At 65.9% G+C, this 24631-nt stretch carries 27 protein-coding genes and 1 tRNA gene; 20 read left to right on the top strand and 8 right to left on the bottom strand.

The features are described from left to right. Positions 1 to 393: 393 nt before the first annotated feature. Positions 394 to 1308, bottom strand: a complete 915-nt coding sequence (locus VEA80_RS00580; RefSeq protein WP_325058733.1) for a flagellar motor protein MotB — start codon at positions 1306 to 1308, stop codon at positions 394 to 396. Positions 1309 to 1389: 81 nt separating this feature from the next. Between VEA80_RS00580 and VEA80_RS00575 the strand changes: the two genes are divergently transcribed. The 3 genes from VEA80_RS00575 (at position 1390) to VEA80_RS00565 (ending at position 3702) form a co-directional block, all read left to right on the top strand. Further along, the gene (locus VEA80_RS00575) at positions 1390 to 1878 is read left to right on the top strand and encodes a flavin reductase family protein (RefSeq protein WP_325058732.1); all 489 of its coding nucleotides are present in this window, start codon (positions 1390 to 1392) and stop codon (positions 1876 to 1878) included. Next, positions 1879 to 2745, top strand: a complete 867-nt coding sequence (locus VEA80_RS00570; protein ID WP_325058731.1) for an NAD(P)-dependent oxidoreductase — start codon at positions 1879 to 1881, stop codon at positions 2743 to 2745. It abuts the gene before it with no gap. 102 nt (positions 2746 to 2847) lie between these two features. Then, complete coding sequence (locus tag VEA80_RS00565; RefSeq protein WP_325058730.1) at positions 2848 to 3702, top strand: response regulator; 855 nt, start codon at positions 2848 to 2850, stop codon at positions 3700 to 3702. 2 nt (positions 3703 to 3704) lie between these two features. Here VEA80_RS00565 and hemB read toward each other — a convergent pair whose 3' ends face one another. After that, positions 3705 to 4697 (bottom strand): porphobilinogen synthase, encoded by a 993-nt coding sequence (gene hemB / locus VEA80_RS00560; RefSeq protein ID WP_325058729.1) that lies wholly within the window; start codon positions 4695 to 4697, stop codon positions 3705 to 3707. 116 nt (positions 4698 to 4813) lie between these two features. Here hemB and hemA point away from each other — a divergent pair, with 116 nt between their 5' ends. Both hemA and VEA80_RS00550 read left to right on the top strand, forming a co-directional pair. Further along, positions 4814 to 6037 (top strand): 5-aminolevulinate synthase, encoded by a 1224-nt coding sequence (gene hemA, locus VEA80_RS00555; protein WP_325058728.1) that lies wholly within the window; start codon positions 4814 to 4816, stop codon positions 6035 to 6037. Continuing rightward, positions 6034 to 6255 carry a DUF6898 family protein gene (locus VEA80_RS00550; protein ID WP_325058727.1) on the top strand — a complete coding sequence of 74 codons (222 nt, stop codon included), beginning with the start codon at positions 6034 to 6036 and terminating at the stop codon, positions 6253 to 6255. The genes hemA and VEA80_RS00550 overlap by 4 nt, the downstream gene beginning before the upstream one ends. Before the next feature lies 1 nt (position 6256). Here the strand turns inward: VEA80_RS00550 and VEA80_RS00545 are convergent, their stop codons facing one another. Beyond that, complete coding sequence (locus VEA80_RS00545; protein WP_325058726.1) at positions 6257 to 6691, bottom strand: MucR family transcriptional regulator; 435 nt, start codon at positions 6689 to 6691, stop codon at positions 6257 to 6259. A 220-nt stretch (positions 6692 to 6911) separates the two neighbouring features. On the opposite strand from VEA80_RS00545, the gene glyA reads away from it, so the two are divergent. From glyA to VEA80_RS00495, 10 genes are all read left to right on the top strand, one after another. Then, positions 6912 to 8207, top strand: a complete 1296-nt coding sequence (gene glyA, locus VEA80_RS00540; RefSeq protein ID WP_325058725.1) for a serine hydroxymethyltransferase — start codon at positions 6912 to 6914, stop codon at positions 8205 to 8207. Between the two features lie 97 nt (positions 8208 to 8304). Further along, on the top strand, positions 8305 to 8763 hold the full coding sequence (gene nrdR, locus VEA80_RS00535) for a transcriptional regulator NrdR (RefSeq protein ID WP_325058724.1): 459 nt from the start codon (positions 8305 to 8307) through the stop codon (positions 8761 to 8763). Positions 8764 to 8807: 44 nt separating this feature from the next. Continuing rightward, positions 8808 to 9470 carry a RibD family protein gene (locus tag VEA80_RS00530; RefSeq protein ID WP_325058723.1) on the top strand — a complete coding sequence of 221 codons (663 nt, stop codon included), beginning with the start codon at positions 8808 to 8810 and terminating at the stop codon, positions 9468 to 9470. Between the two features lie 118 nt (positions 9471 to 9588). Then, positions 9589 to 10200 (top strand): riboflavin synthase, encoded by a 612-nt coding sequence (locus tag VEA80_RS00525; RefSeq protein WP_325058722.1) that lies wholly within the window; start codon positions 9589 to 9591, stop codon positions 10198 to 10200. Beyond that, positions 10200 to 11327 (top strand): 3,4-dihydroxy-2-butanone-4-phosphate synthase, encoded by a 1128-nt coding sequence (ribB, locus tag VEA80_RS00520; RefSeq protein ID WP_325058721.1) that lies wholly within the window; start codon positions 10200 to 10202, stop codon positions 11325 to 11327. The genes VEA80_RS00525 and ribB overlap by 1 nt, the downstream gene beginning before the upstream one ends. Next, positions 11324 to 11800, top strand: a complete 477-nt coding sequence (gene ribH / locus VEA80_RS00515; protein ID WP_325058720.1) for a 6,7-dimethyl-8-ribityllumazine synthase — start codon at positions 11324 to 11326, stop codon at positions 11798 to 11800. Before ribB ends, ribH begins: the two co-directional genes overlap by 4 nt. Then, positions 11749 to 12264 carry a transcription antitermination factor NusB gene (nusB, locus tag VEA80_RS00510; protein ID WP_325058719.1) on the top strand — a complete coding sequence of 172 codons (516 nt, stop codon included), beginning with the start codon at positions 11749 to 11751 and terminating at the stop codon, positions 12262 to 12264. The genes ribH and nusB overlap by 52 nt, the downstream gene beginning before the upstream one ends. 11 nt (positions 12265 to 12275) lie before the next feature. After that, a complete protein-coding gene (gene thiL / locus VEA80_RS00505) occupies positions 12276 to 13352 on the top strand; it encodes a thiamine-phosphate kinase (RefSeq protein ID WP_325058718.1) in 1077 nt (358 codons plus the stop codon). Between the two features lie 34 nt (positions 13353 to 13386). Further along, complete coding sequence (locus tag VEA80_RS00500; RefSeq protein WP_325058717.1) at positions 13387 to 13833, top strand: hypothetical protein; 447 nt, start codon at positions 13387 to 13389, stop codon at positions 13831 to 13833. 147 nt (positions 13834 to 13980) lie between these two features. Continuing rightward, complete coding sequence (locus VEA80_RS00495; RefSeq protein ID WP_325058716.1) at positions 13981 to 16134, top strand: sodium-translocating pyrophosphatase; 2154 nt, start codon at positions 13981 to 13983, stop codon at positions 16132 to 16134. Between the two features lie 74 nt (positions 16135 to 16208). On the opposite strand, the gene VEA80_RS00490 is transcribed toward VEA80_RS00495, so the two are convergent. Beyond that, positions 16209 to 16691 (bottom strand): outer membrane protein assembly factor BamE, encoded by a 483-nt coding sequence (locus VEA80_RS00490; RefSeq protein WP_325058715.1) that lies wholly within the window; start codon positions 16689 to 16691, stop codon positions 16209 to 16211. Between the two features lie 91 nt (positions 16692 to 16782). On the opposite strand from VEA80_RS00490, the gene VEA80_RS00485 reads away from it, so the two are divergent. The 5 genes from VEA80_RS00485 to VEA80_RS00465 all read left to right on the top strand — a co-directional run bounded on the left by VEA80_RS00485 (position 16783) and on the right by VEA80_RS00465 (position 20264). Further along, on the top strand, positions 16783 to 17295 hold the full coding sequence (locus VEA80_RS00485; protein ID WP_325058714.1) for a ubiquinol-cytochrome C chaperone family protein: 513 nt from the start codon (positions 16783 to 16785) through the stop codon (positions 17293 to 17295). 88 nt (positions 17296 to 17383) lie between these two features. Beyond that, positions 17384 to 18439: a phosphate acyltransferase PlsX gene (gene plsX, locus VEA80_RS00480; protein WP_325058713.1), complete on the top strand. Its 1056-nt coding sequence runs from the start codon at positions 17384 to 17386 to the stop codon at positions 18437 to 18439. After that, complete coding sequence (locus VEA80_RS00475; RefSeq protein WP_325058712.1) at positions 18439 to 19398, top strand: beta-ketoacyl-ACP synthase III; 960 nt, start codon at positions 18439 to 18441, stop codon at positions 19396 to 19398. Before plsX ends, VEA80_RS00475 begins: the two co-directional genes overlap by 1 nt. A gap of 84 nt (positions 19399 to 19482) precedes the next feature. Beyond that, entirely contained in the window at positions 19483 to 19800 is a 318-nt protein-coding gene (locus VEA80_RS00470; RefSeq protein WP_325058711.1) for an integration host factor subunit alpha, read from the top strand. Positions 19801 to 19820: 20 nt separating this feature from the next. After that, positions 19821 to 20264: an OmpA family protein gene (locus tag VEA80_RS00465; RefSeq protein WP_325058710.1), complete on the top strand. Its 444-nt coding sequence runs from the start codon at positions 19821 to 19823 to the stop codon at positions 20262 to 20264. A gap of 8 nt (positions 20265 to 20272) precedes the next feature. Here the strand turns inward: VEA80_RS00465 and VEA80_RS00460 are convergent. The 4 genes from VEA80_RS00460 to otsB all read right to left on the bottom strand — a co-directional run bounded on the left by VEA80_RS00460 (position 20273) and on the right by otsB (position 24387). After that, positions 20273 to 20350, bottom strand: a tRNA-Pro gene (locus VEA80_RS00460). Between the two features lie 40 nt (positions 20351 to 20390). Next, a complete protein-coding gene (gene otsA / locus VEA80_RS00455) occupies positions 20391 to 21824 on the bottom strand; it encodes an alpha,alpha-trehalose-phosphate synthase (UDP-forming) (RefSeq protein ID WP_325058709.1) in 1434 nt (477 codons plus the stop codon). Further along, positions 21821 to 23611, bottom strand: coding sequence for a glycoside hydrolase family 15 protein (locus VEA80_RS00450; RefSeq protein WP_325058708.1), 1791 nt, complete (start codon positions 23609 to 23611; stop codon positions 21821 to 21823). Before VEA80_RS00450 ends, otsA begins: the two co-directional genes overlap by 4 nt. Beyond that, positions 23608 to 24387, bottom strand: coding sequence for a trehalose-phosphatase (gene otsB, locus VEA80_RS00445; protein ID WP_325058707.1), 780 nt, complete (start codon positions 24385 to 24387; stop codon positions 23608 to 23610). The genes VEA80_RS00450 and otsB overlap by 4 nt, the downstream gene beginning before the upstream one ends. Positions 24388 to 24631 lie beyond the last annotated feature (244 nt).

Here is a 24631-nt window from a genome sequence, read left to right as displayed (position 1 = left end):
CAACCCGCCATCGACGGATGGCGTCTCGGGGCTTAGCTCCATTCCCAATTCGCCGGTGCTGTGGGCAGGCGTTCCGTTCACCTGGACCCGACGGTTTCACTCCCCGCCGGCAACTCCCACCGACCGTGTCTCGCACCTCTCGTAGGTTTCGGACGTCTTCGAAAGCTCCCGTGTGCGAGACGGGGAGCATTGTACCGCCGGTTGAGACGGGTCGGATAAGTTTTGCGAAATTCGCCGAATTGGAGCGCGGGCCTTCAGGCCCGCACTGGCGCTTGTGCTTGATAGATAAGCGCAAAGCCGGCCGGAAGGCCCGCGGTCTAACCTCCAGGCGCCTGCGCGAAATCGGGGGATAGAGCGTCGCTCTATCCCGCGCGGTCGAGGAAAATCGCGCGCTTACAGCGCGTGGTCGGCGGGCAGCGGCGGCGCTTCTCGGAGGAGCGTGATGGCGATGCGGCGGTTGCCGGGAAGCGAGGGATCGTCGGCGAACAGGGGCTCGCTGTCGGCCCGGCCGGCGACCTCGTAGATGCGTTCGGTAGGGATGCCCTGGGCCTGGAGCAGCCGCCGCGCCTCGTTGGCTCGGGCGGCTGAAAGCTCGAAATTCGTGCTGTAGCGGCCGCCGGGGCGCGTGCCGTCGGTGTGGCCGGAAATGGTGATCCGGTTCGGCAGCTGCGCGATCGCGCCCGACACCGCCACCATGAGCCGGCGCGCACGCTCATTCAGCGAAGCGTCGCCGGGGTTGAACATGGATCGCCCTTCCTGGTCGACGATCTGGATCCGCAGGCCCTCCGGCGTCTGCTCGACGATCAGGTTGCGCGAGAGTTCCGCCACGTCCGGCATGTCCTGCATTGCTTGGCGTATGGCTATTTCGGCGCGCGAGAATTCGGCGTTCTCGCGCAGCGTCCGCGCGCGCGTGAGGCTGTCTTCGTTCGGCGCCTGCTGGCCGCCGGACTGGGTGTCGCTTTGAGCGCGGTTTTCGTCGGAGGCGTTCGAGGTGTATTGCGGCTCGGAGGCTGGCGCGACGGGCGCGGAATGGCCATGTCGGACGCCTTCTTCGGCGAAGCTCGTGCCTTCGAGCAGGCCGCCTGCGCCGGAGGAGACGCGGCTGACGCTGGCGGGGGCGAAGAATTCGGCGATGCCGCGGCGCTGCTCCGGGCTGGTCGTGTTGATCAGCCACATGAGCAGAAAGAACGCCATCATGGCCGTCACGAAGTCGGCGTACGCGACCTTCCACGCGCCGCCGTGATGGCCGCCCGCGATCTTCTTGATCTTTTTGACGATGATGGGGCGTTGATTGGTCGCAGAGGCCATTGTCCGTCCGTTCTGGCGGAGAGGGCGCGACATTGGCGGAACAGCGTTAAGATCGCGTTGAGGAAGTGATTTGGAGTGAGAATGGACGATCAGCCCGAACAGGCGTTTCGACGCGCGATGAGCGCCTTCGCCACCGGCGTCACGGTGGTGTCGGCGGCGCGCGCCGACGGACGCATGTCGGGCATCACCGTAAATTCGCTGACGTCCGTTTCGCTGCAGCCGAGGCTGCTGCTCTGGTGCCTCGGCGATCAGTCGGAACGATACGATCTCTTCGCCGCCGCCGAGACCTGGGGCGTGACCGTGCTCAGCGCGGGCGAGCAGGACCTGGCCTTGCGATTTGCGCGCGCCGAGCGCGAGGGTATCGACGATGGCGAGGCTGAGATATTTTTCGGCGCGCCTGTGCTGCGCGCAGGTCTGGCGCACCTTGCCTGCCGCACCCATGATAGACGTCTCGCAGGCGACCATCTCATTATCATCGGCGAAGTGACCGGGTTCCGCGCGAAGCCGGGCGATGCGCTGACTTTCTATCGCGGCCTTTACGGCCGCGCCGACGATCCGAGGAGCACGTAAATGGCGAAGACGGCGTTCATTGGTCTTGGCGTAATGGGCGCGCCGATGGCTGGCCATCTCTCCAGGGCCGGTCACGACGTTGCTGTCTACAACCGCAGCGAGGACAAGGCGCGCGATTGGGCGCAGAAGCACCAGGGGCGCACCTACACATCCGTCGCCAACGCGGTGGAGGGCGCCGATATTGTCTTCTCGTGCGTGGGCAATGACCGCGACTTGCGCGAGGTGTTCGAAGCGGCGGCGGCGAGCATGCGCAAGGGCGCCATTTTCGTCGATCACACGACGGCGTCCGCCGAGATTGCGCGCGAACTCGCGGTGAAAGCGGAAGAGCGCAGTTTGGGTTTTCTCGATGCGCCGGTGTCCGGCGGGCAAGCCGGCGCCGAGGCCGGCAAACTCACCGTCATGGCGGGCGGCGAGCCGAGCGTGTTCGCCGAAGCGCAGCCGATCATGGCGGCCTATGCGGCGAACATGACGCTCATTGGCCCAGCCGGTTCGGGCCAGTTGGCGAAGATGGTGAACCAGATCTGTATCGCCGGCGTGCTGCAGGGGCTGTCGGAAGGCCTGCACTTCGCCAAACGCGCCGATCTCGACGTGGAGAAGGTGATCGCCGCGATCTCCAAGGGCGCGGCGCAGAGCTGGCAGATGGAGAACCGCTGGAAGACCATGGCCGAAGGCCAGTTCAATTTCGGCTTCGCCGTCGACTGGATGCGCAAGGATTTGGGACTTGTGCTCGAAGAGGCCGAGCGCAACGGCGCCAAGCTCGATCTTGTGAAGCTGGTCGACGACTATTACGCCGACGTGCAGGCCATGGGCGGCAAGCGCTGGGATACGTCCAGCCTGATCGCCCGCCTCGAGCGGCCGCAGCGTTAGCGCGCGTCAACCATTACGCGCGCCTTACCTTACCGTCGACTTCAAGCTCTTTTAAGCGGCTTGGGTTAGCTTACGGCCCTTCGTTGGGCGCCGGAGCGCGGCATGAACGTCAAGACTTGGACCGTCTGTCTGATCGAACCGAACAAGTTCGAGGGGCAGATCATTCTCGATCTGCTGCGCAATGCCGGCGTCGATCGCGTCCGCGTCTTCACCAATCCCGACGAAGCGATGGATGCGCTGAAGATCTACAAAGCGAACATCATCATCTCTTCGTTCGAGCTGCCGGTCGGCGACGGCGCGATTTGGACGCGCCTGTTCCGCCGGGATCGAGGCTTGGCGAACCGCCAGGCCGCGGTCTTCATCACCTCGGGCGCATTCTCGCGCGCGATGGCGGAAGAGTGCCGCCACGCCGGCTGCAACGCGCTGATCGGCAAACCGATCTCCGGCAAGGTGCTGCTCGCGACGATCAACAAAGTGCTGGGCAGCCCGCGTCCGTTCATCGACGCCGAAGGCTATGTCGGCCCCTGCCGACGCGCCGGTATCGTCACCGCGGGCGCGCCCAAGCGCCGGCGCAAGGCCGACGGGACGGCTGGCGAAACCAAGGCGCCGTCTGCCGACATGCTGCAGCTCGCCATTCAGGCGCTGAACGCCGCCGCGGCGCAGTTCTTGACCGACCCCAAACAGCCGCGCGATTGCGAAACCGCGCTGCGCGCCGTGCAAGCGTACGCGGTGAGCGCCGGCGATGGCCCGCTCATGCGCGCCTGCGCCGCGTTCGCGCTGCAGATCAGCTCCGCGCGGACGCAGCCGGCCGAGGTCGCGAAAGCCGCGCTCGAGGCGTGCGTGAACGGGGTGACGAGCCTCGCGTCGGCCCAACGCAGCGACATCCGCGAACGCGAAGCGATGGCCGAAGCCGTCCGCCAAGCCGTCGCCAAAGCCGCAATGCAGCGCGCTGCTTAGGCCTATCCCAGCAGCTCGGCAGCCTTTGCGGCGAAGTACGTCACCACGCCGTCGGCGCCGGCGCGTTTGAAGGCGGTCAGTGTTTCGAGGACGATGCGGTCGTCGTCGATCCAGCCTTGCGCGGCCGCCGCCTTGATCATCGCGTATTCGCCCGAGACCTGGAACGCGTAGGTCGGCAGGCCGAACTCGGCCTTCACGCGCGCGACGATGTCGAGATAGGCGATGCCGGGCTTGACCAGCAGCATGTCGGCGCCTTCGGCGACATCGAGCGCGACTTCGCGCATGGCTTCATCGCTGTTGCCGTAATCCATCTGATAGGTGCGCTTGTCGCCTTTCAGCGCCTTGGCCGAGCCGATCGCTTCGCGATAGGGGCCGTAGAAGGCCGACGCGTACTTGGCGGCGTAGGACATGATCAGCGTGTCCTGATGGCCTTCGGCGTCAAGCGCGCTGCGGATGGCGCCGACGCGCCCGTCCATCATGTCGGACGGCGCAACGATGTCGGCGCCCGCCTTGACTTGGATCAAGGCCTGCTCGGTCAGCAGTTCTACGGTCTCGTCGTTGAGGATGCGCCCGTCGCGCAGGAGACCGTCATGGCCGTGGTCAGTGAAGGGATCGAGCGCGACGTCGACCATGATTCCGACCTCGGGCGCGGCGTCCTTCATCGCCCGCACGACGCTGCAGATGAGGCCGTCCGGATTGAGCGCTTCGCGTCCGGTCGAATCTTTTTTCGCGCCGTCGATGTGCGGAAAGATCGCCATCGCCGGGATGCCCAGTTTGGCCGCGCGTTTCGCCGCTTGCGCCGCCGCGCGCACCGACAGACGCGAGACGCCGGGCATCGCGGCGACAGGAACTTCGTCCTCGGCGCCATCGTGCACGACAACCGACCAGATCAGATCGTCGGCGCCGAGGCGATGCTCGCGCGTGAGGCGGCGAACCCACTCGCTCTGGCGCAGGCGACGCGGCCGGGCCGCGGGGAAGCGTGCCGTGTAGTTCATGCGAGTCGTTCGCAACTCTCTGGTCCCATGCGATCTAGCGCCCCAGTTACCTTGAGGCGCGCTTATATTCTATAACACTGAGCGCGCGTCCTGAGCGCGGCGAAAGGCGAACACGGGTGAGAGACGAAGATAAGCAGGTGTTCGAGAGCGCCGTCGCGGCGATCCGCGACGAGGGCCGCTACCGCGTGTTCGCCGACATCATGCGCGAGCGCGGCCGCTTTCCGCATGCCCGGCTGCGGCGCGAGGACGGCAGCTATCGCGACATCGTCGTCTGGTGCTCCAACGATTATTTGGGACAAGGCCAGAGCCCGGAAGTGCTCGACGCTGCGCACGCGGCGCTCGACAAGGTGGGCGCCGGCGCCGGCGGGACGCGCAACATCTCCGGCACAACGAGCTATCACGTCGATCTCGAGCGCGAGCTGGCGACGCTGCACGGCAAGGAAGCGGCGCTCTTGTTCACGTCCGGCTATGTGTCGAACGACGCGACCCTGTCGACCTTGGCCAAGCTCTTCCCGGACCTCTGGATTTTCTCCGACGAGCAGAACCACGCCTCGATGATCGAAGGCATCCGCCGCGCCAAGTGCGAGCGCCGGATCTTCCGTCATAACGACATCCAGCACCTCGAGGCTTTGATCAACGAAGCGCCGGCGCACGCGCCGAAGCTGATCGCGTTCGAGAGCGTCTATTCGATGGACGGCGACACCGCCCCGATCGAAGCGATCTGCGACATTGCGCGGGCTTACGGCGCGATGACTTATCTCGACGAAGTGCATGGCGTGGGCCTCTATGGGCCGACAGGCGGCGGCGTCGCCGAGCGCGACGGGGTGATGCACCGCGTCGATTTCATCGAAGGCACGCTGGCGAAAGCATTCGGCACGATGGGCGGTTACGTCACCGGTCCGGCGGCGGCCATCGATGCGATCCGCTCGACCGCTTCAGGCTTCATCTTCACGACCTCGCTTGCGCCTTCGATCGCCGCGGCCGCGCTGGAAAGCGTGCGCATCGTGCGCGAATGCCCGCATTTGCGCGATCGGCTGCAGGAGCGCTCCGAGCGCTTAAAGGCGCTGCTGCGCGAGGCGGGCATCCCGGTGATGTCGGAATCGACGACGCACATCGTGCCGGTGCTGGTCGGCGATGCGGCGCGCTGCAAGAAGATTTCCGACATCCTGCTTAACGAGCACGGCATCTACGTGCAGCCGATCAATTATCCGACGGTGCCGCGCGGCACCGAGCGGCTGCGCATCACGCCAAGTCCGTTTCACGACGATGAATTGATGGATCAGTTGATCGCGTCGCTGAAGGCGGTCTGGGCGATGTGCCCGGTTCACACCCCGGCGTGAGCGACGAGCGCGAAGTTATTTTCGAGATCGCGCGGATCGGCGACATCCAGCGCGTGGCGGCCATAGACACAGCGACAGGCGTCGAGGTGGTGGTGCAGGCGCCGGCGAGCGCTGCGCTCGCCGATGTGCGCGCCCTAGCGCTGAGGAAGCTGGAGCGGGCGCTGAAGGATGCGGGCGAGGGCGATCCGCCGCCGGAGCGGCCGGGCAAGCTGGTCTGAGCTAATCCTTGCGGCGGACGCCTTTGCCGAGGCCGATCTTCTTGGCGAACTCGGACCGGCGCGCGGCGTAGGCGGGGGCGACCATCGGATAGTCGGCCGGCAGGCCCCAGCGCTTGCGGTACTCGTCGGGCGACATGTTGTACGTCGAGCGCAAGTAGCGCTTGAGCATTTTGAGCTTTTTGCCGTCTTCCAGGCAGACGATGTAATCGTTCTGAACCGACTTGCCGATCGGCGCGGCGGGCTTGGGCCGTTCCGCCGGGCGCTCGCCGTCGGCGCCGGTCAATCCGCACAAGGTGCGATGCACCGATCGGATCAGGTCGGCCAGTTCTTCGGACGAGACTTTGTTGTTCGCGACAAATGATGCGACAATGTCCGTGGTCATGCGCAATGCTTCGGCGTCGCCGCCGCCTACCACGACTTCGTCTTCATCCCGCATGGACCGCGTCCGTTTCGCAGCGAATACAACGCATTCTGCTTCGTATAGGGCGGATATCCTAGCAACGGCAAGTATTACTCTCGACCTAGCTATGCTCAGCTTGATTTTTTACAGTCGTCACGCCTTTCGGGCGAACTGAAAAGCCGGCTTTGCTTACGTCGTACGGGCGAACTATGGTCGCTGAGATTCCAACACCACCTGTTGTGGGCGAGGTTCGTACATGACCCAAGCTGCCGGACGCGCTGCCGAGCGCGACCGTTTTTTCGAGGCTTCACTGGAGCGCGCTGACCCGGACATTCAGAGCGCCGTCAAGGCGGAGCTCGGCCGGCAGCAACGCCAGATCGAGCTGATCGCCTCGGAGAACATCGTCTCGCGCGCGGTGCTGGAAGCGCAGGGCTCGGTGCTGACGAACAAGTACGCCGAAGGCTATCCGGGCCGGCGCTATTACGGCGGCTGTGAATTTGTCGATGAAGTCGAGCGCCTCGCCATCGACCGCGCCAAGCGCCTGTTCGACTGCAAGTACGCGAATGTCCAGCCGCATTCCGGGGCCAACGCCAATCAGGCCGTGTTCTTCGCGCTGCTCAATCCGGGCGACAAGTTCCTCGGCATGGACTTGGCCTGCGGCGGCCACCTTACGCACGGCTCGCCGGTCAACATCTCCGGCAAGTGGTTTCAGCCTGTCGCCTACGGGGTGCGCGAAGACGATCACCTGATCGACTACGACCAAGTCGCGGAGATCGCGCGCCGCGAGCGGCCGAAGCTGATCCTCGCCGGCGCCTCCGCCTATTCGCGCCAGATTGATTTTAAGCGCTTCCGCGAGATCGCCGACGAAGTGGGCGCCATTCTGATGGTGGACATGGCCCACTATGCCGGCCTCGTCGCCGGCGGCGTCTATTCGTCGCCGCTGCCGCACGCGCATGTCGTCACGACGACGACGCACAAGACGCTGCGCGGTCCGCGCGGCGGCATGATCCTCTCGAACGACGAGGATCTCGGCAAGAAGATCAACTCGGCGGTCTTCCCTGGTCTGCAGGGCGGGCCGCTGATGCATGTGATCGCCGCGAAAGCCGTGTCATTCGGCGAAGCGCTGCAGCCGGAGTTCAAGCTCTACGCGCAGCGGACGCTCGAGAACGCGCGCGCGCTCGCTGCACGGCTGATCGAGAATGGCTTGGCCGTCGTTTCGGGCGGAACCGACAGCCATTTGATGCTGGTCGATCTCAGGCCGAAGCGCGTCACCGGCAAAGCCGGCGAGCAGAGCCTCGAGCGTGCGCTCATCACCTGCAACAAGAACGGCATACCGTTCGACCCGGAAAAGCCGATGGTCACCTCGGGGGTGCGGCTCGGCTCGCCGGCCTGCACCACGCGCGGCTTTGGGCCGCCGGAATTCCGGCAAGTGGCTGATTTGATCTGCGAAGTGCTGGACGGCTTGTCGAAATCGAACGGGGACAATTCCGCGACCGAAGCGGCGGTTGCTGCGAAGGTAGAGCAGCTGACGGCCCGGTTTCCAATCTACTGACGGGATTGGGGATTGGGGATTAGGGATTGGGGGCCGACTCCACGTACCTATTCACCACTCCCAATTCCCAATTCCCTGCGAGCGATAGCGAGCGCCCATGCGTTGCCCGTTTTGTCAGAATGAAGACAGCCAGGTGAAGGACAGCCGTCCGACCGAGGACGGCGCCGCCATTCGCCGCCGCCGCCAATGCGACAAGTGCGGCTCGCGCTTCACCACGTTCGAGCGCGTGCAGCTGCGCGATCTGGTCGTGCTGAAGCGCTCCGGACGGCGCGTGCCGTTTGATCGCGACAAGCTCGCGCGCTCGCTCTCGATCGCACTACGCAAGCGGCCGATCGAGCAAGATCAAATCGAGCAGATGATTTCCGGCATCGTCCGCAAGCTGGAGAGCCAGGGCGAAAACGAAGTGCCGTCCGAAACCATCGGCGAGATGGTGATGGAGGCATTGAACCACCTCGATCCGGTAGCCTACGTCCGCTACGCCTCGGTCTATCGCGACTTCCGCGAAGCCAGCGATTTCGCCGACTTCATCGAAGAAGCGGCGAAGACCAAGCGCTAGCGCACTAGCAAACCGGCGCCCGAGCGCGCATGAATGCGCCTTGCATGTCTCGCCCGCACGTCACCCTGAAACTGGCGACTTCGCTCGACGGGCGCATCGCGACCGCGTCCGGCGAAAGCCGCTGGATCACGGGCGAAGAGTCACGCGCCGAAGTGCAGCGCCTGCGCGCCGCTGCGCAGGCCGTGATGATCGGCGCCGGGACCGCCCGCGCCGACGATCCGGAGCTGCTGGCGCGCACCGAGCCGCCGCCGCGGCGTCAGCCTTTGCGCGTCGTGCTCGATACGGAATTCAGCCTGCCGCCGCGCGGGCGTCTCTTCGCCAGCTTCGACCGCGGACCGGTGCTGATCATCGGCGCGGCCGATGGCGACGCCGCCGCGCGCGGGAAGCTTGAAGCCGCCGGCGCGCAGACGGCGGCGGTCGCGCGCGGGCCGGTGGGCGTTGACGCCGAGGCGGCGCTGGATTTGCTGGCTTCCGAGGGCATCGAGCGCGTGCTGGTGGAGGGCGGCGGCGTGCTGGCCGCCTCGCTGCTCGGCGCCGATGCTGTCGACCGGCTGGAGTGGTTCCGCGCGCCGATCGTGCTCGGCGGCGACGGCCGTCCTTCCGTAGCGGCGCTCGAACTCGCCCGCCTCGCCGAGGCGCCGGCTTGGCGGCGAGTTGCATTGCGCGAGCTTGGCCCCGATCTCTGGGAAAGCTACGAGCGTGGATAGGTGTTGGGTTCTAGGTGTTGGGTTCTAGGCGCGCGAAAAGCGAGCGATCCCTAGTCCTAGAATCCACACTTCGCCTGAGTCACCTAACACCCAGAACCCAACACCTTAGAACCTGTTCATGTTTACCGGCATTGTCAGCGCGATGGGGGAGGTGAAGGCGGTCGAGCGCCTGCCGGGCCTCGCGCGGCTCACGATCGAGAGTTCGTACGATCCAGCCAGCGTCGAGATCGGCGCCTCGATCGCGCATGACGGGGTGTGCCTGACCGTCGTCGAGGCGACGTCACGCCCGGGCGGCATGGCTCACATCGTCGAGGTGGCGGCCGAAAGTCTCGCACTCACCACCATGGGCGAGCTGAGAGTGGGAGATCGGGTGAACCTGGAGCGTTCGCTTCGCGTCGGCGACGAACTTGGCGGCCATATCGTGCAGGGGCATATCGACGGCCTCGGCGAGGTGCTCTCGGTGCGTCAGGACGGCGAAGGCTGGCGGCTCAAAATCACGCCGCCGCCGGAGATCGAACATCTGATCGCGCAGAAGGGCTCAATTGCGGTGTCGGGCGTCTCTCTCACCGTCAATGAAGTGGACGCGGAAGGCTTTGGCGTCCTCATCATTCCGCACACTTGGGCGGTTACGACTTTGTCCGCGCTTCGGGCAGGCGATAAGGTCAATCTGGAAGCCGACATGATGGCGCGCTATGCCGCGCGCCTCGTCGAAGCGCGGAGAAATGCATAATGGCGGCCAAGCCGTCCCCGATCGCTGAACTCAAGCGCGCCATTTCGCCGATCCCCGAGATCATCGAGGAAGCGCGCGAGGGCCGCATGTTCATCCTCGTCGATGCGGAGGACCGCGAGAACGAGGGCGACCTCATCATTCCCGCACAATTCGCCACCCCCGCCGCGGTCAACTTCATGGCCAAGCACGGCCGTGGCCTCATCTGTCTCGCGCTCACCGCCGAGCGCACGCGAGCGCTCGGCCTCGAGCCCATGGCGCCGCGCAATCAAGCGCGGCTCGGCACCGCGTTCACCGTGTCGATCGAAGCTAAGGAGGGCATTTCCACCGGCATCTCGGCCGCCGACCGTGCGCTCACCATCGCCACGGCGATCGACGCGAGCAAGGGCGCGAACGACATTGTCTCGCCAGGCCACGTCTTTCCTCTGATGGCGCGGGACGGCGGCGTGCTCGTGCGCGCGGGCCATACCGAGGCGAGCGTCGACATCGCGCGCGCGGCGGGGCTCAATGCGTCCGCGGTGATTTGCGAGATCATGAACGACGACGGCACCATGGCGCGTCTGCCGGAGTTGGTCGCGTTCGCGCAATTCCACAACCTGAAGATCGGCGCGATCGACGAATTGATCGCTTATCGCCGCGCCAACGACCGCTTCATCGAAAAGCTGCACGAAAGCGCGTTCGAGACACGTGTGGGCGAGGGTTTCCGTCTCGCAGTGTTTCGCAACCGGCTCGACGGCGTCGAGCATGCTGCGTTGGTGAAAGGCGAGATCAGCGCGACGACCCCGACGCTCGTCCGCGTGCACCGGATCGACTTCGCCGCGGACGTCATGGGCGGCTACGGCGCACGCGCGGGCATGATCGACAAAGCACTTGCGGAGATCGAAGCCGAAGGGGCGGGCGTTCTCGTCCTGCTGCGCGATCTGGTGCCGGATGCGCTTTCGCGCCGGCTGAAGGGCGAGCCGCCAGAGCAGGAAGCGGACGACGAATTGCGCGTCATCGGCATCGGCTCGCAGATTCTGCGCGAGCTTGGCGTGACGCGCATGATCGCGCTGTCGGACAACCCGCAGAAGCTGGTCGGGCTCGAAGGCTATGGCCTCTCCATCGATGGCTGGCGCGGGTTCAAGTCGTGAAGCAGGACGCCGACAAGTTTCCGATCGCCGATGTCGCGGGCGCCCGGGTGCTGATGGTGCTGGCGCCGTACTACCGCGCCATTGCCGACCAGCTGCAACACGGGGCCGAGGCGACGGCAGCCGAAGCAGGCGTGACGCTCGACAGCGTCGCCGTGCCGGGCGCATTCGAAATCCCGGCCGCAATCGCCCACGCTGCGCGCACCGGCGAGTATGACGGGTTCCTTGCGCTCGGCTGCGTCGTTCGCGGCGAGACCAGCCATTACGACTATGTCTGCGGCGAGAGCGCGCGGGCGCTGATGGATCTTTCTGTTCGCGGCGGACTTGCCATCGGCTATGGCATTCTCACCGTGGAGAATATTGAACAGGCTCAAGCGCGCGCCGATCCAACGCGCGGCGACAAAGGCGGCGAAGCGATGCGCGCGTGCCTCGCCATGATCGCGATGAAGCGCCGCTTCCCGGACCGCGCATCATGAATGCGGCGCCGAACGCCGCGCGCAGCGCTGCGCGCTTGGGCGCCGTGCAGGCGCTTTATCAAATGGAAGTTTCCGGCGCGTCCACCGCGGATGTGATCGCAGACTTCTCCGCCGGCAAGCTGCCGCGCGAAACCGAAGCGACCTACACCGACTCCGAAGGCGATCTCGATCTCTTCAAGGTGCTGGTGGAGAAGGCGGTCGATCGCCAGCGCACGCTCGATCGCGCTATCGCCCGTCATCTGAGCAAAGGCTGGCGGCTCGAGCGGCTCGATGCCGTCGCGCGCGCCATTCTGCGCGCCGGCGCGGCGGAGCTCGAACAGCGGCCCGACATCCCGGTGCCGGTCGTCATCGATGAATATGTCGAAATAGCTAAGTCGTTTTTCGACGGGCCTGAGCCGGGCTTCGTGAACGCTACCTTGGACGCGTGCGCCCGTGACTTGCGTTCGGGCGATCAGGGCGCGTAAGCGCTTCGCCCATGTCCTCCGACTCGGCAGACGAATTCGAGACCATCAAGCGCCTGTTCGCGCCGCTGGCGACGTCCGCGGATGCACGGGGCCTCGCCGATGACGCCGCCCTGATCGACGGCCGCCATGTCGTAACCACCGACGCGATCGTTGAGGGCGTGCATTTTCTGAGCGACGATCCGATCGCCACCGTGGCGATGAAAGCGCTGCGCGTGAACGTGTCGGATCTGATTGCAAAGGGCGCGCAGCCGCGCGCGGCGCTGCTGACGCTGATCTGGCCGAACGCGCGGCCCGCCGAACAAATTGAATTGTTCGCGGAATCGTTCGGCGGCGATCTCGCCTATTTCGGAATGACCTTGCTCGGCGGCGATACGACGTCGACTGCGGGGCCGTTGACGATCTCCGTCACCGCCTTCGGCGAGCCGCTTTCCGAGCGCACGCCGTCGCGCGCGGACGCGAAGATCGGCGACGATGTCTGGCTCGTCGGCGGGGAGATCGGTTCGGCTTGGCTCGGACTGCAGCTGCGCACCGGCGCCATGGCGTTGGAAGAGGTGACGCGCGGGCGCGACGAGCAAGAAGCGCGCGTCAACACCGCAGCGCTGGCCGGGCAGACTCCGGATTATCTCACGTTGCCGGGCAAGCCGTTCGACGCCGAGGCGGCATGGCTCATGTCGACTTACCTCGCGCCCTTCGTCAGGCCCGAGTGCGCCGACATCGTCTCGCGTTACGCCAATGCGTCGATGGATGTGTCCGATGGTCTGGTCGGCGACGCGGGCAAGCTTGCGGCGGCTTCCGGGGCGGCGCTCAAGATCGAAGCGAATGCGATCCCGTTTTCGATCCCGGCGGAACGCTGGGCTTTCAGCGGCGGCGATTTCCGCAAGCTGATCACCGCCGGCGACGACTACGTCGTCCTGTTCACCGCGCCTGCCGCCGCCCGCGCCGAGCTGGAATCTCTGCCCGGCGCCGGCGCATTGCGGCTGACGCGGATCGGGGCGGTCGAGGCCGGCGAGGGCGTGCAGGTGGTCAATCGCCAAGGCGACGTGATCCCGATCCCGGCGCCCAGCTACGCCCACAAGCTCGGCCGGTAACGCGCCGATAACCGGCGCAGGCGAGTCTGGCGTCATGAAGAGCGTCTTCGCCGCCGTTCTGCTCGCCGTCTCGCTTTCTGCGGTCGGGCTCGCCTACGCGTCCGGTGCGCCTGCGAAGCAAAAGGCAGCCGCCGAAGAGGGCGAACCGGCTGCTTCGTCGCGCTCCATGGACGCGCCGTATTTGGCCGTGCCGGTGGTCCGCGACGGCGTGCTGGTGAACTACCTGTTCGTTTCGGTTCGCGTCGAAATCGCCCAGAGCGTGGATCTCTGGCGCACGCGCGAACGGGCGCAGTTCCTGCGCGACGCTCTGGTCCGCGCAAGTCACGCCAACGACCTCGCCGCCGCCAATGACGACAATGCCCTCAACGAGCCGCTCGCCATCCGGGTTTACACCGCCGCGGCCGCTCAAGCGTTGGGCGAACGGGCCGTGGCGGGGGTCTCCATCGTCGCGACCTATTCGAGCCAGGGCTCGGGCATCTGACACCGGGTCACGCCGCCCGTTGCGGAATGTGGCGGTTTTTGGCAGTAGAGCGCCACCTTTGGGGGAAGCGTCGCCGCAGACGGACTGTCGCGGGGCGGCCAACCCATTTCCCCAACCGGCGCGGGACCCGCGCCCAGGACAGGTGCAATGAGCCAAGAACTGATCCTTTGGCTGGTCGTAGCCAGCGGCGTCATCGCCGCGCTCTACGGCTGGCTCGAAACCCAAGCCATCACCAAGGCGCCGGCCGGCAGCGACCGGATGAAGGAAATCGCTGCGGCGATCCAAGAGGGCGCCAAGGCCTATCTGAATCGCCAGTACTCGACCATCGCTATGGTCGGCGTCGGCGTCGTCATCGTGCTGGCGGTCGCGTTCTGGCCGACGTGGCAGATCCCGGTCGGCTTCATCATCGGCGCCGTGCTCTCGGGCGCGGCCGGCTTCATCGGAATGAACGTCTCGGTGCAGGCGAACGTGCGGACGGCGGAAGCCTCGCGCACCTCGCTCGCCGGCGGCCTCAAGATGGCGTTCAAGGCCGGCGCGGTGACGGGCATGCTCGTCGCCGGCGGCGCGCTGTTCGGCGTTGCGGCTTACTATCTCATCCTGACCCAGTTCATGGGTCTCGAGCCGACCAGCCGCACGGTTGTCGACTCGCTCGTGGGCCTCGGCTTCGGCGCGTCGCTGATTTCGATCTTCGCCCGTCTCGGCGGCGGCATCTTCACCAAAGGCGCCGACGTTGGCGGCGACATGGTCGGCAAGGTCGAAGCCGGCATCCCGGAAGACGATCCGCGCAATCCGGCCACGATCGCCGATAACGTCGGCGACAATGTCGGCGATTGCGCCGGCATGGCCGCGGACCTGTTCGAAACCTATGCGGTGACGGCGGTCGCGACCATGGTGCTGGGCTCGATCCTCTTCCGCGCTGCGCCGGAAGTTTCAGCAATCATGCTGCTGCCGCTGGCGATCGGCGGCGTGGCGATCATCGCTTCGATCATCGGCACGTTCTTCGTTCGTCTGGGCCCGTCCAACAACATCATGGGCGCGCTCTATAAGGGCCTGGTCGCGGCGGGCATTCTCTCCGCTGGCGGCCTCGCGCTAGCGATCCAAGTCACGACCGGGTTCGACTCGATTGCGCCGAGCCTCGGGCCGACGAACGAACTCGCCGGCATCACCGGCCAGGACCTCTTCATCTGCGGTCTGGTCGGTCTGCTCGTGACGGGCGCGATCGTGTGGATCACGGAATACTACACCGGCACCGGCTTCCGTCCGGTGAAGAGCGTCGCGCAAGCGTCGGTCTCCGGCCACGGCACCAACGTGATCCAAGGCCTCGCCGTTTCGATGGAATCGACGGCGCTGCCGGCGATCACCATCGTCGCGGGCATCATCGCCTGCTACACGCTGGCGGGTCTGTTTGGCATCGCCATCGCTGTCACGACCATGCTCTCGGTCGCGGGCATCATCGTCGCCCTCGACGCCTTCGGTCCGGTCACCGACAACGCCGGCGGCATCGCCGAAATGGCGGAGCTGCCGAAGGAAGTGCGCGTCACCACTGATGCGCTCGACGCGGTCGGCAACACGACGAAGGCGGTCACCAAAGGCTACGCGATCGGCTCGGCCGGTCTCGGCGCGCTCGTGCTGTTTGCGGCGTACTTCGAGGACCTGCGTTTCTATGCGTCGAACCCGGAGGAGTTCCGCTTCTTCGACGGCGTGACGCCGGACTTCGCGCTCAACAATCCGTACGTGATCGTTGGCCTGTTTATCGGCGGCCTGCTGCCATACCTGTTCGGCGGCTGGTCGATGACGGCGGTCGGCCGCGCCGCGCAGGCGGTGGTCGAGGAAGTCCGCCGCCAGTTCAAGGAAATCCCCGGCATCATGGAGCGCACGGCGAAGCCGAACTATGGCCGCGCCGTCGACATCCTCACTCGCGCCGCGATCAAGGAGATGATCGTGCCGTCGATGCTGCCGGTGCTCGCGCCGATCGCCTTGTTCATCGTGGTCTATGCGATCTCGGGCCCGTCGAACGCGCTCGCTTCGCTCGGCGCGCTGCTGGTCGGCGTGATCGTGACGGGTCTGTTCGTGGCCATCTCGATGACGTCGGGCGGCGGCGCTTGGGACAACGCCAAGAAGCTGATCGAGGAAGGCCATCACGGCGGCAAGGGCTCGGACGCCCACAAGGCCGCGGTTACGGGCGACACCGTCGGCGATCCCTACAAGGATACGGCCGGTCCGGCCGTGAACCCGATGATCAAGATCACCAACATCGTCGCGCTGCTGATGCTCGCGGTGCTGGCGCACTGGCAGGGCTGAGGCGAAGCGACATCGCCAAAAGCAAACGCCCCGGCTTCAGGCCGGGGCGTTTTTTTTCGACTTGTCTTGCGGGATCAGTCGCGGTTCGGACGCCCGCCGCGTTCTTCTTCGCGGATCGGCGGAGCGCGGCCGACATTGCCGAGCAGCTGTTCGAGCACGCCCAGCTCGCGCCCGCGCGTCGGCGTCACGTCATCGTTGTAGGCGACGATGCGGCCGCGCTCGAGGCCGTACTTCTCGACGCCGGAAACCGTCTCACCGTCGAAGCGCACCACCATGACGCGGCGGTCGATCGTGCGCGGCTCATAGAACGCCACACGCTCCTGCACCGAGCTCACATAATACCACGCGGTCTGATCGAAAATGGCCGTCGTGGAGGGCGAGCCGAAGCGCTGCATGACCGTGTCGCGCGTGTCGACGCCGACTTGCGGATCGGGGATTTCCTCGTTGTTGCGGTCGGAGCGAAAGCCATTGTAGGTCTGCACCGGCGCGCACGCCGCCGTGGCGGCGGCGACGGCCAGAGCTGCTGCTGCCGAAAGACGCAAGAAGCCGCGATTCATGAGTTCACCTCGCGGGCGTGTCCGCCCAAACAGGGGTTCACGGGTAAGGCGGACCGCGCGGACGGGCAAGAGGGGAGCACAGGTTCGGGGCATGCCGATTTGGCCATTTCGCCGGTCACGCGCGGAGACGGACGCCGAGCAGCTGCTCGAGATCGTCACCGCCGTTAGCCGCAATCCTGCCTTCTTTGGCCCGGGGCGCGCGCCGGACACGCTCGAAGGTCGTTTCGAGATGATGACGCTCATCGCGTCTTTGGCGCTGATGCGCCTGCAGCGGGAGGGCGAATTGGCGCCGTTGGCGCAAGCCTTCACCGATCAGCTCTTTCGCCAGTTCGACGCTGGGCTCCGCGAAACCGGCGTAAGCGACACCGCTGTGCCCAAGCGGATGCATAAGCTGGCGGGGGATTTCTACGGCCGGCTGGGCGCCTATGCCGCCGCGGTCGAGGCCGGCGACGGCGCCGCCCTCGGGGAGGCGATCGCCCGTAACACCCTTGTCGCCGAAGCGGGTCCGTTGACGGATTTCGTGCTGAACGCCGCCGCCGCGCAGGCTGAGCGGCCCGCCTCCGCCCTACTGCAACCGGATGGCTGGCCCTCGCCCCCGCGCTGAAACCAAGTTTGGCAATCGAGGCCTTGGGGACTATGGTCCGCGCCCTGCGGCGCCCCAGGCCGTTGGGAAATCAGGACAATCGCACTTTATGGCCGACGGTCTCGTTCTCTCCATTGACGGGATGGGTGGCGATCACGCGCCCGACATTGTGGTGGAAGGTGTGGACATCGCCGCGCGCGCCAATAGCGGGGCGCGATACCTGATCCACGGCGATCCGAGCCGGTTGGCGGCTCTGCTGGAGAAGCACCCGAACGCGAAGGCCGTCTCCCAGATCGTGCCGGCCGAGAAGGCCATCGGGATGGAGATCAAGCCCAGCCAAGCGCTGCGCCAGGGCAAGGGCTCCAGCCTTTGGAACGCCATCGCCGCGGTGGAGACCGGAGAGGCCAACGCCGTCGTTTCCGCCGGCAACACCGGGGCCTTCATGGCCATCTCGATGTTCCGCCTGCGCACGATGGAGGGCGTGCATCGCCCGGCGCTGGCGGCGCGCTGGCCGGCGGCGAGCGGGGGGTACGTCGTCATCCTCGACGTCGGCGCCAATGTTCAAGCCGACAGCGAGCAATTGGTCGAGTTCGCCATCATGGGCGAGGCGCTGCAGCGCGCGGTCTCCGGCGCCGAGCGCCCGTCCGTCGCGTTGCTCAATGTCGGTTCTGAAGATCAAAAGGGCCACGAGGAGATCCGCGCCGCAGCCAAGCTCATTCGCGAAGCCGGCGTCGATCTGAACTTCCGCGGCTTCGTCGAAGGCGACGATATCTCCAAGGGCACGGTCGATGTCGTCGTCACCGACGGCTTCACGGGCAATATCGCCTTGAAGACCGGAGAAGGCGCCGCGCGCCTCGTCGGGCAGCTGCTCCGTGAAGCGCTGACCAGCGGACCTTTGGCGAAGCTCGGCGCGTTGATCGCGTATCCGGCTCTCAAGAAGCTGAGTGCGCGCATGGATCCAGGCACCTTCAACGGCGCGCTCTTCCTCGGCCTCAACGGCCTTGTGGTGAAGAGTCATGGCGGCGCTAACGCCCGCGGCTTCGCGGCGGCGATCGGCGTCGCCGAGAAGATGGCGCGCAGCCACTACCGCGAAGAGATCGCCAGCAACTTGAAGCGGCTTGCGCGCGCCTCTCATCCCGCAGCCTCGGAAGAGGAAGCAGGCTGATGCGCTCTGTCCTGCTGGGCGTCGGCAGCTATTTGCCGAAGCGCGTGCTCACGAACGCAGAGCTGTCGCAGCGCGTCGACACCAGTGACGAATGGATTATCGAACGCACCGGCATCCGTGAGCGCCGCATCGCAGCGGATGACGAAAAGACGTCCGATCTCGCCTGCATCGCCTCCCTGAACGCGCTTAAAATGGCGGAACGGGAGGCGAAGGACATCGATCTCGTCATCGTCGCGACGACGACGCCCGATCTCACCTTTCCCGCCACCGCCGCACGCGTGCAGGCCGAGCTCGGCATTAGCGAGGGCGCCGCATTCGATCTCCAAGCCGTCTGCTCCGGTTTCGTGTTCGCGTTGGCGACTGCTGACAACTTTCTCGCTCGCAATCAGGCCAAGCGCGCGCTGGTGATCGGGTCGGAGACGTTCTCGCGCATCGTCGATTGGGAGGATCGCGGCACCTGCATTCTCTTCGGCGACGGCGCCGGCGCCGTGGTGCTCGAGGCGCAGGAGAACGCCGGCGAACGCGGCGTCATCTCGACATTCCTGCGCACCGACGGACGTATGCACGACCTGCTCTATGTCGACGGCGGCGTCTCCGAGACGAAGACGATCGGCAAAGTGCGCATGGTCGGCAACGCCGTGTTCCGGCACGCGGTGGAGCATATCTCCGGAGCGATGCTGGAGGCCTGCGCGCGCGCCGGAATTTTGATCGACACGGTCGACTGGTTCGTGCCGCACCAAGCCAACCAGCGCATTCTCGACGGCGTCGCGCGCCGGCTCGGCATCGACCCCGAAAAGGTGGTGTCCACCGTCGCTGTTCACGGCAACACGTCCGCCGCTTCGGTGCCGCTGGCGCTCGACGTTGCGGTGCGCGACGGGCGCATCAAACCCGGCGATTTGGTGCTGATGGAGGCGCTCGGCGGCGGCCTCACCTGGGGCGCGGCCCTGGTGCGCATGTGAACGCGCCGCAAGATTTGACCTAAGCTACCGAGACGACTAGCTTTTCCGGACGCGCTTTGCGAGCGTGCAGCGGAGGGGGCTCCGGTGTCGGAAAAGACTGTCACGCGCGCCGATCTGGTCGAGGCGCTGGCCCGGCGCGCTAATATGCAGCGCGCAGACGCCAACCGGCTGCTGAGCCGCATGCTCGAAATGATGCAGGACGCTCTGATCGAGGGCGAGACGGTGAAGCTCTCGCGCTTTGGCAATTTCAACGTCCGCGCCAAGCGCCAGCGCATCGGCCGCAATCCGAAGACCGGCGAGGAAGTGCCGATCACGCCGCGCCGGGTGGTGACATTCCGGCCGTCGCAGATGCTGCGCGAGTTCGTGGAGAAGGGCGGCAGCAGCGGACGCGCCAAAGGCTAATCGCTTTCGGGGGAGAGCTCATGTTGAGACCATTGATCCTGGCGTGCGCTTCCGCCGCCCTGCTTTCGGCCTGCGCGGCGACGCAAGAAGCCGCGGCGCCGTTCGACCCGGCCAATTGTTACCAGCGCGACTTCAACATCTATTTCGTCGGACAAGGCGCCGAGCTCAGCGAGGAGGCGCGCCAGGTGATGGACGGGATGGGCGAGGCCGTGCGCGGCTGCCAGATCCGCGAAGTCCGTGTTATCGGTGAGACCGATGCGCGGGGCGGGGCCGTCAGCAACGACGAAGTTTCCGAGCAGCGCGCGCAGGTGATCGCCGAATATCTCTCGCAGCGCGTCGGCTGGCCGCGTTCGCGCATGACGGTCGCCGCCGCCGGCGAGCGTGGGGCGGTGACGGAAGACGGGCTCAACGTCCCTGTCCGCCGCCGCGCTCGGGTCATCGTCGAAGCCGAACCGCCGCAATAAGCGAAAGATGGTCGGAGCGGGGAGATTCGAACTCCCGACCCCCAGTCCCCCAGACTGGTGCGCTAACCGGGCTGCGCTACGCTCCGTGCCGGCCGCGACGCCACTGGGCACCGCGGGAGCGACCTCTTAGCCTTCCCGGCGCGGGGCCGCAATGCGGGCGGGCTTCGGCGGCTTGGCGGTGCGCTCGCGCGCGGCTTCGAGGCTGGCGACGAAGCTGTCGCGCCAGGCGAGGATGTCTTCGCGCTCGACCCCGTCCATCAGCGCGCGCCAGCGATTGCGCCGCTCTTCGACCGGCATGGCGAGGGCCTTACGGATGGCGTCGGCCACGTCTTCGACGCTGAACGGGTTGACGATCAGCGCCTCCTTCATTTGCTGGGCGGCGCCGGCGAAGCGCGAGAGCACCAGCACGCCGGGATCCTCTTCGTCCTGGGCGGCGACGAATTCCTTGGCGACCAGATTCATGCCGTCGCGCAGCGGCGTCACCAGCGCGACATCGGCGGCGCGGTAGATGCCGGCGAGTTCTTCGCGCGAATGCACCCGGTGGACGTTGCGGATCGGAATCCAATCCATCTCGGCGAAGGCGCCGTTGATGCGACCGGAATGCGCATCGAGGCGCGTGACCATGTCCTGGTAGGCGTCGACTTCGCTGCGCGTGGGCGTCGAAATCTGCAGGAGAAAGATCTCCTGCTTCATCTCCGGGTGCTCGCTCAGCAGCCGTTCGAAGGCGAGGAAGCGTTCCTCGATGCCTTTCGAATAATCGAGCCTGTCGACCCCTAGCAGCATCTTACGCCCGAGTTTGCTCTCCTGCACGCGGGAATAGCTTTCAACGCCGGCGTCCGACTGCTTGAGCGCAACGAAGCCTTGCGCATCGATGCCGATGGGGAAGGCTTGCGGCAGCGTCGTGCGGCCGAAGGCGCGGAGGCTCCCATCGGACACCTGCATGCCGCCGGCTTCATAGAGCACGTAGCTGATGAAAGCGTTCTTCCATTCCTCGGTGTGGAAGCCGATCACGTCGTAGTGGAACATCGCTTCGACGAGTTGGCGGTGCCGCGGCAACGTCGCCATCAGTTCGCGCGCCGGCCAGGGAATGTGTAGGAAGAAGCCGATCGCGTTCTTGGCGCCGCGTTCGCGCAATTCGCGGCCGAGCGGAATCAGGTGATAGTCCTGCACCCAGATCAGATCGTCCGGCGCGATCAGCGGCATCAGCATTTCGGCGAAACGCGCATTCACGCGCGCATAACCAGAGCCGTACGAACGCTCGTACTGAGTGAGGTCGATGCGATAATGGAAGAGCGGCCAGAGCGTCCTATTGGCGTAGCCGTTGTAGTATTCCTGGATGTCCTGTTCTTCGAGATCCATCGTTGCGACGGTGACGCCGCCGGCGCGCTGCACCGAAATCTGGCCGGTGTATTGCGGCGTCGACTGGCCGCTCCAGCCGAACCAGATGCCGCTATATTCGCGGAGCGCGGCGCTGATCGCCATGGCGAGGCCGCCCTGGCTCGAAGCGCCTTCGGGGCCGGGCGGGCTCACCCGGTTGGAGACGACGATGAGACGGCTCATCGCACCGTGCTCCAGCCGTCGCTGAGCAACACGGCGCAATTGATCATGCCGGCAAGCGAATAGGTCTGCGGATAATTGCCCCAGGCTTCTCCGGTGACGAGATCGCAGTCCTCGGACAGCAGTCCCGCATTGGTGCGGCGCGCGAGCATGTGTTCGTAGAGGTCGCGCGCCTCGTCGCGGCGGCCGACCAGGTAGAGCGCTTCGATCAGCCAGAACGTGCAGAAATTGAACGCCGTTTCCGGTTTGCCGAAATCGTCTTCGTCGGCATAGCGCATCACGTAATTGCCGCGCCGCAGATCGCGTTCGAGATGGTCGAGCGTCGCAAGAAAGCGCGGATCGTCAGCGGCGAGGAATCGGGTGTCCAGCGCCTGCAAGAGGCTCGCGTCCATCTCCGCGCCGCCAAGCGTCGCGGCGAAGCGGCCGAGCTTTTCATTCCAGGCTTCGCGTTCGATTTTGGCGCGCATTTCGTCGGCGCGCTTGCGCCAGTGGGCGGCGCGCTCTTCGGCGCCGAGCTTGTGGGCGGCGTTGGCGAGTCGGTCGCAGGCCGCCCAGCACATGATCGCCGAATAGGTGTGCGGCGCGGCCCGGCCGCGGAATTCCCAGAGACCGGCGTCGGGCTTGTCGTAGACGTCGTAGGCGCGGTCGCCGACGCTTTCGAGCGAAAGGAAGTCGTCCATGCCCGCGGGGCGGAAAAGGCGGGTGTCGTAGAAGGCCTGCACGGTGGAGAGCACGATCTGGCCATAGACATCGTGCTGGTGGTGCTCGTGCGCCTGATTGCCGATGCGCACCGGCCCCATGCCGCGATAGCCGGCGAGCGTGGTCATCTCCGCTTCCTGCAGGATCGGCTCCATGCCGACGCCGTAGACCGGCTGGATGCGTCCGCTCGGCGTCGCATCGATGATGTTGCGCAAATAGACGAGATAGCCTTCGAGGATGTCGGCGGCGCCGAGACGGTTCAACGCCTGGACCGTGTAATAGGCGTCGCGCAACCAGCAGAAGCGATAATCCCAGTTGCGGCCGCTGTTCGGCGCTTCGGGCAATGAGGTGGTCAGCGCCGCGACGATGGCGCCGGTCTCTTCGTAGACGCAGAGTTTCAGCGTGATCGCGGCGCGAATGACATCGGCCTGCCATTCCAGCGGCGTCGCCAGCATGCGCACCCAATTGCGCCAATAGAAACGCGTGTTCTCGCGCATGGCGCGGGTGGTGGCGATCAGGTCTTCGCCGAAATCCTCGTCCGGTCCGAGGAAGAACACGGTTTCGGTTTCGAGGCGGAAGACGCGTTCTTCCAGGATGTTCGACACCGGCGCATTGGTGGTGAGGCGCAGCGTGCCGGGCACGAGGTAGCGGATGTGGTTCGTGCCCGACGTGCGGGCCGCGGCGCGGGCGCCATACTCGACGGCGGGATTGAGGCGCACGCGGATGCGGGGCGCGCCTTTGACCGGGCGGACGATGCGGACGAAGGCGAGCGGCCGATAGGTGCGGTTGCGCCGGCGATAGCGCGGGCAGAAGTCGACGATCTCGACGACGTTGCCGCGCGCGTCTTCCAGAGTGGTGACAAGGATCGGCGTGTTGCGTTCGTACGATTGCTCCGCCTTGATCTGGTCGACGAGGTCGATGGCCCAGATGCCGAATTGCTGCTCGTCAGGATCGCGGCCGGAGAGCAGGGCGCAGAACATCGGATCGCCATCGACGCGCGGCGTGCAGGCCCACACGAAGCGGCCTTGGCGATCGACCAGCGCGCTCGCCGCGCAATTGCCGATCGGCGAAAGATCGAGATCGCAGCTCATGCCGCACGCAGACCGGAGTCGAGCCACGCAGCGACCGCGGCTGGTCCCGCGAGGACGAAATCGGCGTGGCTGGGGCGCGGCTCGCCCACGAGAACGCCGAAGCCGCCCATGCGCTTGACGGCTGAGAACGCGTCCTCGTCGGTGCGGTCGTCGCCGAGCGCGATAGGCGTGCGGCCGGTGAAGGGCGGCGCCGCCATCAGCACGGTGACGGCATAGCCTTTGGTGCGTGCGGTGGCGATGAGCTCGACCACCATCTTGCCTTGCAACACGCGGAGCCCGCACTTGGCGGCGATCTCGCGGACAATGCGCTGCACCGTTTCCTCCGCGTCGGGGATATGGCGATAGTGCAGCGCAAGGCTGGCGTGCTTGTCTTCGACCAGCGCCGGCAGTTCGTGCTGCTGCAGCAGGTGGCGCACGTCGGTGCGTGCGGCGGCGAGTTGCGACAGTTCGATCTGATCGCGGGTGATGCGTGAGCCGCGCTGGATCTCGAAGCCGTGCACGCCGGCGGCGTGATCCACCGCGCCTTCAAGAATCTCGTCGAGATCGCCGAGCGAGCGGCCGGTGACGACGGCAATGGCGCCGGACATGATGTCGCTCACGCGCCGCAGCAACGCTTTGAGCGTGGGCGATGCGTGCACGGCGTGCGGACGCTCCTGAATGTCGACCAAGGTGCCGTCGAGATCGAGAAACAGGGCGTTCTCGCGGACGTGCAAGCGAGGCGGAGCGGCGAATGGTGTGGACAATTCAGCGGTATTGTGCGTCGCGCGCATAGCCATCCTTTAACCGCCTCGCTGCGCGATCGCACCCCTTGAAATTCGATAACGCCATGCAGCGGGGACCGAACGTGCGGCCTCCGGAAAAGTTCCCTCTGCTGCGCGGCGGTTTTGTTGTGACAAATCGTGTCGAAGCGCTGGTTCGGCACAGATTGGCGCCTCTCTGGGCGCGCTCTGACACAGGCCCTCAGAGGCGGTTCAGCGCAGCGGGCTATCTTCGCGCCCAACGAGATACGAGGTCTCGTCG

It is taken from the genome of Vitreimonas sp., from assembly GCF_035627415.1.
In the GTDB taxonomy this organism is placed as follows: domain Bacteria; phylum Pseudomonadota; class Alphaproteobacteria; order Caulobacterales; family Aquidulcibacteraceae; genus Vitreimonas.
Note: the sequence above shows the minus strand (reverse complement) of the source record. Positions and strands in the feature narration are given on the sequence as shown.